We start from the raw sequence: 9,756 nt of genomic DNA on the forward strand, positions 1-9,756 counted from the left end.
CCCCCACCTCCTTGATCGCCTCGACCTGCGCCATGTGGACCGTTCGCCCCCCGCCAAACGGTCCACACGCCGCACCTCGACGCGATCTTGCCCGGCGGCTCACCCACGCCGGCCGTCCGCCCCGATCCACCCCTGCGCCCACGCCGCGCGTTCTTGATCGCCTCGACCTGTGCCATGTGGACGGTTTGAGCCCCGTCAAACGGGCGACACGCCGCAGTTCGACGAGATCTTGCCCGGCGGCTCGCCTGCGTCGGCCGTCCGCCTTGATCCGCCCCTGCATCCGCGCCGCGCGTTCTTGATCGCCTCGACCTGCGGCGTGTGGACGGTTTGAGCCTCGTCAAATGGGCGACACGCCGTAGTTCGACGCGATCTTGTCGGGTGGCTCGCCTGCGTCGGGCGTCTGCCGGGTTCGGCCCTGCGGACGCGTCGCGCGTGCTTGATCGTGTCGACCTGTGGCATGTGGACGGGTTGGGCCGTGTTAGACGGTCGGTTTGGCGCAGGTCGAGGCGATCTTGGGGTGGGTCAGGGGGATTTGGGGGACGAGGTGGGCTTGGGTGGGGTTGGGGAGAGGGTGGTGGGTGGGGAAGGGGGTGCGACGGCGGGGAAGGAGGAGCCGGACTTGAGGGGGCACTCGGGGATGAGTTTGGGTCTTGGCTCCGCGGCGTCGGCGAGCTGGCAGAGGTTGTGGGGGTAGGAGTTGGCGGGGCCCGAGCCGGGTGCCAGGCGCAACGGCCAGTTGGTGACGATCTTGACGGGCTTGCCGTACTGGTCGTAGATCAGGACGTCGTCGAGGGGCTGCCCGTCCTTGGTGTACGGGTACAGGTTGTCGAGCTCGCCCAGCCGCCAGTTGGGCCCGAGGATCTCGCGCGGCGTCATGGGGGAGAACGTGTCACCGTTGTCGAGCCGCGGCGCCAGGATCATCGCGGCCCACAGAGCTCCCACGGTGAGGAGGACGGTCGCGATCGTGAGCGACGGGCGCCGGGGCGTCGCGCTGCGGGCTCGGGCGCCGAACCACACGGAAGCCGCGACCGCAGCGACCAGCAAGAACAGCTGCACCACATCGTGCGGCCGGAGGACTTGCCCGCGGTCCGCCGCCTCCCAGGCCAGGTAGCCGACGAGATAGCCGCGGGCCACCCACCACATCGGGCGGGCGTCGCGCAGGACCGTCGCGATGGCGGGGCTCTGGAACATCCGGTGCTCGACGAGGTCGGCCAGCCGGTTCTCGAACCGGTCGAACAGGCGCACGACCCTCGGCGAGTGCTTCGGCGGGGAGTCGGTGTAGGCGGCGCGGAGTTCGGCGGCGTAGGACTCTGGGGGGCCTAGGCGGGTTTCGAGGGGGGTGTCGGAGTCGGCGGCGATCTCGGCTAGGTGGTCTTCGAGGTCTTCGAGGAGTTCGGCGCGGTCGGTGGCCGGGACGTCGGCGAGCGCGGCGCGGACGGCGGCGGCGTAGTCGGAGACCGGGGTCGCGATCATCGGGGCTCCAGGAGGGTGTCCATCGTGCGGGCGAAAGCCGACCAGTCCTTGCGGGAACCGGCCAGCAGAGTGCGGCCTGCGGCGTTGAGGCCGTAGTACTTGCGGTGCGGGCCCTCCTCGGAAGGGACCACGTAGGAGTTGAGCGCGCCCGCCTTGAACAGCCGGCGGAGCGTGCCGTAGACGGAGGCGTCCCCGACGTCCGCGAGCCCGGCCTCGCGCAGGCGGCGGACCACGTCGTACCCGTAGGAGTCCTCCTGGTCGAGGACCGCGAGCACGGCGACGTCGAGCACCCCCTTGAGGAGCTGCGTGGTGTCCATCAGGACCCCCCTTCTGCGAACCACACTATTGCGCATTGCGCAGTACCGCACAAGCCGCCACTGCGGCGGGTTCCGGCGGTGTGTGGCGGCCGTTACGGGGGAGCGACGAACCTTAGCCGGGCATTAAGCCGGATTTAAGCGCTCGTCCACCTCTTGCGTTAGCCAGATCACACGGCTTACGTTCACGGCAATCAACAGGAAAGTTTCCTATTTATCTCGTAGGAAGCCTTCGCCGACAGGAGCAGCCGACGTGCGTCGACTCACCACCTTCCTCGCGGCAGCGGCGCTTCTCGCCCCGCTCGCCGCGGCCATGCCCGCCACCGCGGACACCGCCTCCACCGCCGTCTACGTCAGCCAGGGCGACTGGGGCAGCGGTTTCCAGGGCGCCTACACGATCAAGGCCGGCAGCGCCGGTCTGACCAGCTGGAAGCTGGAGTTCGACCTGCCCGCGGGAGTGACGATCAGCTCCGCGTGGGACGCCGACCTCACCCGCTCCGGCCAGCACTACACCCTGGCCAACAAGGGCTGGAACGGCGTGCTCGCGGCCGGCGCGAGCGTGAGCCCCGGTTTCGTGGGCGCGCCCGGCGGCGGCATCGTGCCGACCGGCTGCAAACTGAACGGCAACCCCTGCGAGGGCGGTGTCGTCGACCCGGGCGACCTCAAGCCGACCGCGCCGACCGGCCTTAACGCGACGGCCGTCACCGAGAACAGCGTCGCGCTCGCCTGGCAGGCCGGCACCGACGACAAGGGCGTATCCGGCTACAACGTCTACAACGGCGCCGCCAAGGTCGCGACGGTCACCGGCACCTCCGCCACCGTCACCGGCCTCACCCCGAACACCTCCTACACCTTCACGGTGAAGACGGTCGACACCAAGCCGCAGGAGTCCGACGCGTCCGCCCCGCTGACGGTCAAGACCTCCGCGGTCGACGACCGGACGGCCCCGAGCGTCCCGGCCGGTCTCACCGCGACGGCCACCGGTTCCACCACGATCGATCTCAAGTGGACGGCCTCGACCGACAACGTCGGCGTCACCGGCTACGACGTCTACCGCGGCGCCCAGCTCCTGGGCACCGCCACCGGCACCGCCTACACCGATTCGGGCCTCACCCCGAAGACGGCCTACGGCTACACCGTCAAGGCGAAGGACGCCGCGAACAACATCTCCGCGGCCTCGGCCCCGGCGACGGCCACGACCCTCGACCCCGAGGTCAAGCCGAGCCAGTACGAGAAGATCGGCTACTTCACCCAGTGGGGCGTCTACGGGCGCAACTTCCATGTGAAGAACCTGCAGACCTCCGGCGCGGCGAAGAACCTGACCACGATCCAGTACGCGTTCGCGAACGTGAACGCCGACGGCAAGTGCTTCGAGGTCAACTCGCTCGGCCAGGGCGACTCCTACGCCGACTACCAGCGCTCCTATGACGCCGCCTCCTCGGTGGACGGGGTCGCCGACAAGTGGGACGACCCGCTGCGCGGCAACTTCGGCCAGATCAAGAAGCTGAAGAAGCTGAACCCGCACCTCAAGGTCAACATGTCGATCGGCGGCTGGACCTGGTCGAAGTACTTCTCCAACGCGGCCCTCACCGACGCCTCGCGCAAGGCGTTCGTCTCCTCCTGCATAGACCTGTTCCTGAAGGGCAACCTGCCGGTCGCGGACGGCGCGGGCGGCACCGGCGCGGCCGCGGGCGTCTTCGACGGCTTCGACATCGACTGGGAGTGGCCGGGTTCGAACGCGGGCGAGGCCGGCAACGTCGTGCGCCCCGAGGACAAGCAGAACTTCACGCTGCTGCTCGCCGAGTTCCGCAGGCAGCTCGACGCCTACGGTGCGACGCAGGGCGGCAAGCGCTTCGGCCTGACCTTCTTCATGCCGGCGAACCCGCACGAGATCGAGGTCGGCCTCGAGGTCGACAAGATCGCGAACTATCTCGACTTCGGCAACGTCCAGGGCTATGACTTCCACGGCCGCTGGGAGAACGTGACCAACCACCACGACAACCTGTACGACGTGGTGGGCGACCCGAACCCGGCCGACAAGCAGTACAGCGTCGACAAGGTGATCAAGCTCTACAAGGCGAAGGGCTTCCCCGCCGCGAAGCTGACGGTCGGGATGCCGATGTACGGGTTCGGCTGGACCGGGGTCCCGAACGGCGGCAGGAACGGCCTCTGGCAGACCTCCACGGGCCAGGCGCAGGGCGCTGTCGAGAAGGGCGTCGAGGACTACAAGAACATCAAGAACCTGCCCGGCACCGTCTACCGCGACCCGGCGGGCTCCGCCTGGAAGTACGACGGCACGAACTTCTGGAACTTCATGGACCCGCAGCTCGCGACGCTCAAGGCGAACTACGTGAAGGACCAGGGCCTAGGCGGCGCGATGTTCTGGTCGCTCGACGGCGACGACTCCACCGCCTCCATCTCCGGAGCGGTCGCCGCAGTCCTGAAGTAACCGCCTCTCCCGAAGTAACCGCACCCAAAGACAGCAGGGCCCGCCGCTCCCCAATGGCGGGCCCTGCTTCATTTCACTGGGACACTGGCGGCATGACCGAACTCGTCAGTGTGGACGAGATGCGCGTCGCGCGTGAGGCTCTGCGCGACGTGCTCGTACGCACCCCCCTGCTGCACTCCCGGCATCTGTCGGAGGTGGTGGGCGGGCCCGTCTATCTCAAATGCGAGAACGTCCAGCGGACCGGCTCCTACAAGGTGCGCGGGGCGTTCACCCGGATCTCGCGGCTCAGCCCGCAGGAGCGGGCCAGGGGGGTGGTGGCCGCCAGCGCGGGCAACCACGCGCAGGGGGTCGCGCTCGCGGCGTCGCTGCTCGGCTGCAAAGCGACGATCTTCATGCCGGAGGGCGCTCCGCTGCCGAAGGTCGAGGCCACCCGCGCCTACGGGGCCGACATCGTCTTCCCCGGCGAGACCTTCGACGTCTGCCTGACCGCGGCCCGCAAGTACGCCGAGGAGCAGGGCGCGGTGTTCATCCCGCCCTACGACCACCGCGACGTGGTCATCGGCCAGGGCACCCTCGGTCTGGAGATCATGGAGGAGTGTCCGGACGTCCGGACGATCGTGGCGGCCGTCGGCGGCGGCGGGCTCGCCTCCGGTCTCGGGGTGGCCGTCAAGTCGGTGGCCGCCGAGCTGGGCCGGGAGGCGCCGGTGGTGCTGGGCGTCCAGGCCAAGCGGGCCGCCTCGTTCCCGCCGTCGCTGGCCGCGGGACGGCCGATGACGATCAAGACCAGTCCGACCATGGCCGACGGCATCGCGGTCGGACGTCCGGGAGATCTGACGTTCGAGCTGGTCAGCGAGTACGTCGACTCGGTCGTGACGGTGTCGGAGGAGTCGCTGTCCCGCGCGATGCTGGTCTGTCTCGAACGCGCCAAGCAGGTCGTGGAACCGGCGGGCGCGGCGTCGGTGGCGGCCCTGATGGAGCACACCTACGCGATGCGGCCGCCGGTCGTCGCGGTGCTGTCCGGCGGCAACATCGATCCGGTGCTGCTGGCGAAGGTGCTCCGCCACGGCCTGGCCACGGCGGGCCGCTACCTGATCCTGCGGGTCCGGCTGAGTGACCGGCCCGGCGCGCTGGTGCGGCTGCTGGGCGAGCTGGCCGATCTCGGCGTCAACGTCCTGGACGTCACGCACGAACGGGTCGCCGCGCGCCTCAACGTGGAGGACGCCGAAGTCCTCCTCCATCTCGAGACGCGCGGCGCCGAACACTGCGACGAGGTCGTCGGCCGGCTCCGCAGCCAGGGCTACACGCTCACCTTCTCGTGAGCGCGCGCCGCTAGCGGGGGAGCTTCGGCTTCCCCGCGGTGTACACCCACGCCTTGAACAGGCTGTCGAGCTGCTTGCCCGAGAACTTCTCGGCGTAGGCGTGGAAGTCCTCGGTGGTGACGTTCTTGTTCTTGTGGAGCTGCGCCCACGACTTGACCAGCCGGAAGAACGTCGCGTCGCCGAGGGACTTACGGATCATGTGCAGGGTCATCGCGCCGCGCTGGTAGACGAGCGAGTCGAAGATGTGGTCGCGGCCCGGGTCGGCCAGGACGCGCTTCCAGACCTCGGCGTCAGCGCCCGCCGAATACGTCGTCTTGAACTGGGTGTCGACCTTCTTGCCGCCCGACTTCTCCGCGTACAGCCACTCGGCGTAGGTCGCGAACCCCTCGTTCAGCCAGATGTCCTTCCAGCGGGCCGGGGTGACGCTGTCGCCGAACCACTGGTGCGCCAGCTCGTGCACCAGCAGATCGTCGGGCGGCAGCACGCCGCGCGCCCCCCAGTCGTGCACCGGGATGCCCTGGGTCTCCAGCGAGTAGCCGACGCCCAGCTCGTCGACGATCCCGCCGGTCGTCTTGAACGGGTAGGCGCCGAACAGCTTCGACTCCCAGGCCAGGATCGACCTGGTCTTCTTCTCGTACTTGGCGAGCGGTTTGGTGCCGGACACCAGATCGGTGTCGAACGCCGTGAGGCTCGGCAGCTTCCCGCCCGTCCGCCTGACCTTGTACTTGCCGATCGCCACCAGCGACAGCTCGCTCGCCATCGGCGTGGTCATCGCGTACTTGAAGGAGTACCGGCCGTCCTTGGTGGTCTTGCGGCCCTTGTACTCGCCGTTCGCGATCGCCGTCACGCTCTTGGGGACGATCATGTTGAAGGAGTAGGTGGCCTTGTCCTTCGGGGTGTCGTTGACCGGCATCCAGGTGGCCGCGCCGAACGGCTGGTTGAGGGCGACGGCGCCGTCCTCGGTGGTGATCCAGCCGGACTGGCCGAGCAGGGCGTCGTCGATCCGCTGGGGCTTGCCGCCGTAGACGACGACGACCGTGAACTTCTTGCCGCTCGTCAGGCCCGGTTTGGGGGTGATGGCGAGTTCCTGCGCGCCCGTCCGGGTGAACGCGGCCTTCTTCCCGTTGACGGTGACCGAGGAGACCGTCAGCCCGCGCAGGTCGAGGTTGAAGCGGGACAGGTTCTGGGTGGCCGTCGCGGTGATCGTCGCGGTGGCCGTGAGTCTCTTGGTCGACGGGGCGTAGGCCAGTTTCAGCCCGTAGTGCCCGACGTCGTACCCGCCGTTGCCCATGTTCTTGAAGTACGGTTCCCCGGCGCCGGCCGAGCCGGGCGTGAACTTCACCGAGCCGGGCGCCGCGCCCTGTGCCGCCACCGGCACGAGGACGACGGAGGCCGCGACGGCGGCGGTCACCAAACGGGGGGCAGACATCATCAGATCTCCTGTCACGGGGGTCTCTCGCGTATCTTCCCTGGAGTTCAAACAGTAGCGGCCGGAGCGACAGAAGGCTTACCGACCGTGAACAACCAGTCCCGGAGGACAGGTTCAAGATTCCTGCCGGTGAGCTCTTCGGCGATCTTCCGGAAGTCGTCGACGGTGGCGTTGCCGTGCCGGTGTTCAGCCGTCCAAGCAGGCAGAAGCCGGAAGAAGGCCCGGTCGCCGACGGCCCGGCGGATCATGTGGAGGGCCATCGCGCCGCGCAGGTAGATGCCGTTGTAGTCGAACAGGTGGGCACGGCCGGGGTCACCGGGTGTGACGTTCCAGCCGGACCAGCCCCTGCCGTTGCGGTACAGGTCGTCGAAGTGCTCCTGCGCGGTGAGGCCGCCCTCGGCCTCGTCGAACAGCCACTCGGCGTAGGTCGCGAACCCCTCGTTCAGCCAGATGTCCTGCCAGCGGCCGACCGAGACGCTGTCGCCGAACCACTGGTGGGCCAGTTCGTGGACGACGGTCCCCATGTCGTTCTGGTTGCTCGACAGGAACGGCCGGTTCTGGGTCTCCAGCGCGTACCCGACGACCAGGTCGTCGACCACGGCGCCCGTCGAGCGGAACGGGTAGGGGCCGAACACCGACTGCGCCCAGTCCGTCGCCTTGGCGACCCGCTCGAACAGCAGGTTCACATCGACGCGCAGCGCCGGATCGACCGCGACGATCGACGGGATGCCCGCCTTCGTGGTCCCCGACCTGACCGTCCACCGGCCGATCGCGACGAACGCCAGATAGGGGGCCATCGGCTCGCGGACCACCCACCGGTCGCCTTCGGGTTCGCCGTTGGCGAGGACCGTCAGGCCCTGCGGCGCCTTCACCCGGAACGCGAAGGTCGCCTTGTCGGACGGGTGGTCGTTGACCGGGAACCAGGTGCCGGAGCCGGTCGGTTCCGACAGGGTGACGGCTCCGTCCTTGCTGGGGATCCAGCCGGACTCGCCGAGCGAGGTGTCGGCGACCGGTCCCGGGGTGCCGTGGTAGGCGACCGTCACCGTGAACCGCGACCCGGCACGGAGCGCGGCCGCCGGGGTGACGACCAGTTCCTGGCCGTCGCGCGTGTACGCGGCGGGCGCGCCGTTCACGCGCAGCGCGTCGATCTGGAGCCCGACGAAGTCGAGGTCGAAGCGGGGCAGGGTGTGCAGGGCGCGCGCCGTGATCGTCGTGGTCGCGGTGATGGCGGGGCGCGTGTAGGTCAGGTCGATGTCGTAGTGGCCGACGTCGTAGCCGCCGTTGCCCGCCTGCGGGAAGTACGGGTCGCCGACGCCGGGCGCGCCGGGCGGCACCGCGGCCAGCCCGAGCACGAGCGACAGCACAGTGGGAACGATCACCAGGACCCCTTCTTCGGCTTGCCCTTGCGGGTCAGCCAGACGGTGAACAGCTTCTGCAGCCGCTTGCCGGAGATCCGCTCCGCGAGCGCGACGAACTCGGCGGTGGTGGCGTTGCCGCCCCGGTGCTCGGTCGGCCAGGCCCGCAGGATCCGGAAGAACGCCTTGTCGCCGACGCGCTGCCGGAGCGCCTGGAGCGTCATCGCGCCCCGGATGTAGACCGAGTAGCCGAACATGTCGCGGCGGCCCGGCGCGCCGGTCGGCGGATGGAAGAGGGGGGAGCTCGCGGGCTGCCGGTAGTACCGGTCGAAGATCTTCGCAGCGGAGTCCTTGCCGCCGCGCTCGTGCCAGAGCCACTCGGCGTACGTCGCGAACCCCTCGTTCAGCCAGATGTCGGGCCAGCGGGCCAGTGAGACGCTGTCGCCGAACCACTGGTGGGCCAGCTCGTGGACGATGAAGTCGGCGTCGGGCGCGAAACCCGCGTACAGGGGACGGCTCTGGGTCTCCAGCGCGTAGTCGAGCCGCGGATCGTCGACGATCCCGCCGGCCGAGCGGAACGGGTAGGGCCCGAACAGCTGCTGCTCCCAGGCCAGCGCCTTGCGCGTCGTCGCGTGCACCGAGGCGAGCGAGCCCTTGAACTCCGGGTCGACGGCCGTGATCACCGGGATCCTCCCGACGGCGCCGCGCTTCACCAGGAACTTCCCGATCGCGACGGTCGCCAGATACGACGCCATCGGGGAACGCTCGTGCCAGCCGTAGGTCGTCCAGCCGCCCCTGACGACCGGGGCGTCCGGCTCGCCGTTCGCGATCACCTGGAGCCCGTTCGGCACGGTCACCCGCAGATCGTAGGTGGCCTTGTCGGACGGATGGTCGTTGACGGGCAGCCAGTTCGCGGCGCCGTCCGGCTGGGCGGCGACGACCGCGCCGTCGCGGGTGCGGATCCAGCCGTAGGTGCCGAGCTCGCCGTCCCGGATCGAGCCCGGGGTGCCCGCGTAGCGGACCACGGCCTTGAACCGCGCGCCCTTCGCGAGCGGGGCCGCCGGGATCAGGGTCAGCTCGCCGCCCGTCCGCACATGCCGGGACGGCCTGCCGTTCACGGCCGTGCCGACGACGCGCAGCCCGCGGAAGTCCAGATTGAACGTGGACAGGTCGTGCCGGGGCGTCGCGGTGATCGTCACGGTGGCGTCGATCCGGTGGCCGGACGGCGTGAACTTCAGCTCGACGGCGTAGTTGGCGACGTCATAGCCGCCGTTGCCCGCGCCCGGGAAGTACCGGTCGCCCAGCCCGCGGGTGCCCGGCTTCGGGTGCAGGCAGACGGCCGGCTTGGCGGCGGGCGTCGCCGTCGCCGTGGGTAGGGCCGAGCCGGGGACGGGCGGATGGCAGGCCCGGTCGGCAC

Annotated in this window: 7 protein-coding genes; 2 read left to right on the plus strand and 5 right to left on the minus strand. The window is 69.6% G+C overall.

All coding sequences use genetic code 11. The features are described from left to right. Window positions 1-522: 522 nt before the first annotated feature. Both ACYVE7_RS21705 and ACYVE7_RS21710 read right to left on the minus strand, forming a co-directional pair. Window positions 523-1,473 carry an HAAS signaling domain-containing protein gene (locus ACYVE7_RS21705; protein WP_460366819.1) on the minus strand — a complete coding sequence of 317 codons (951 nt, stop codon included), beginning with the start codon at window positions 1,471-1,473 and terminating at the stop codon, window positions 523-525. Further along, window positions 1,470-1,790 (minus strand): PadR family transcriptional regulator, encoded by a 321-nt coding sequence (locus tag ACYVE7_RS21710; RefSeq protein WP_460366820.1) that lies wholly within the window; start codon window positions 1,788-1,790, stop codon window positions 1,470-1,472. Before ACYVE7_RS21710 ends, ACYVE7_RS21705 begins: the two co-directional genes overlap by 4 nt. Before the next feature lie 250 nt (window positions 1,791-2,040). Here ACYVE7_RS21710 and ACYVE7_RS21715 point away from each other — a divergent pair, with 250 nt between their 5' ends. After that, window positions 2,041-4,236, plus strand: a complete 2,196-nt coding sequence (locus tag ACYVE7_RS21715) for a glycosyl hydrolase family 18 protein (RefSeq protein ID WP_460366821.1) — start codon at window positions 2,041-2,043, stop codon at window positions 4,234-4,236. Window positions 4,237-4,328: 92 nt separating this feature from the next. Continuing rightward, window positions 4,329-5,555 carry a threonine ammonia-lyase gene (gene ilvA / locus ACYVE7_RS21720; RefSeq protein WP_460366822.1) on the plus strand — a complete coding sequence of 409 codons (1,227 nt, stop codon included), beginning with the start codon at window positions 4,329-4,331 and terminating at the stop codon, window positions 5,553-5,555. A 10-nt stretch (window positions 5,556-5,565) separates the two neighbouring features. Here the strand turns inward: ilvA and ACYVE7_RS21725 are convergent, their stop codons facing one another. The 3 genes from ACYVE7_RS21725 to ACYVE7_RS21735 form a co-directional block, all read right to left on the minus strand. Then, window positions 5,566-6,987: a M1 family metallopeptidase gene (locus tag ACYVE7_RS21725; protein ID WP_460366823.1), complete on the minus strand. Its 1,422-nt coding sequence runs from the start codon at window positions 6,985-6,987 to the stop codon at window positions 5,566-5,568. A gap of 44 nt (window positions 6,988-7,031) precedes the next feature. Beyond that, window positions 7,032-8,363, minus strand: coding sequence for a M1 family metallopeptidase (locus tag ACYVE7_RS21730; protein ID WP_460366824.1), 1,332 nt, complete (start codon window positions 8,361-8,363; stop codon window positions 7,032-7,034). After that, the coding region (locus ACYVE7_RS21735) for a M1 family metallopeptidase (RefSeq protein WP_460366825.1) at window positions 8,360-9,756 on the minus strand (1,397 nt) is incomplete at its 5' end. The genes ACYVE7_RS21730 and ACYVE7_RS21735, both read right to left, overlap by 4 nt.

It is taken from the genome of Actinocorallia lasiicapitis, from assembly GCF_054778695.1.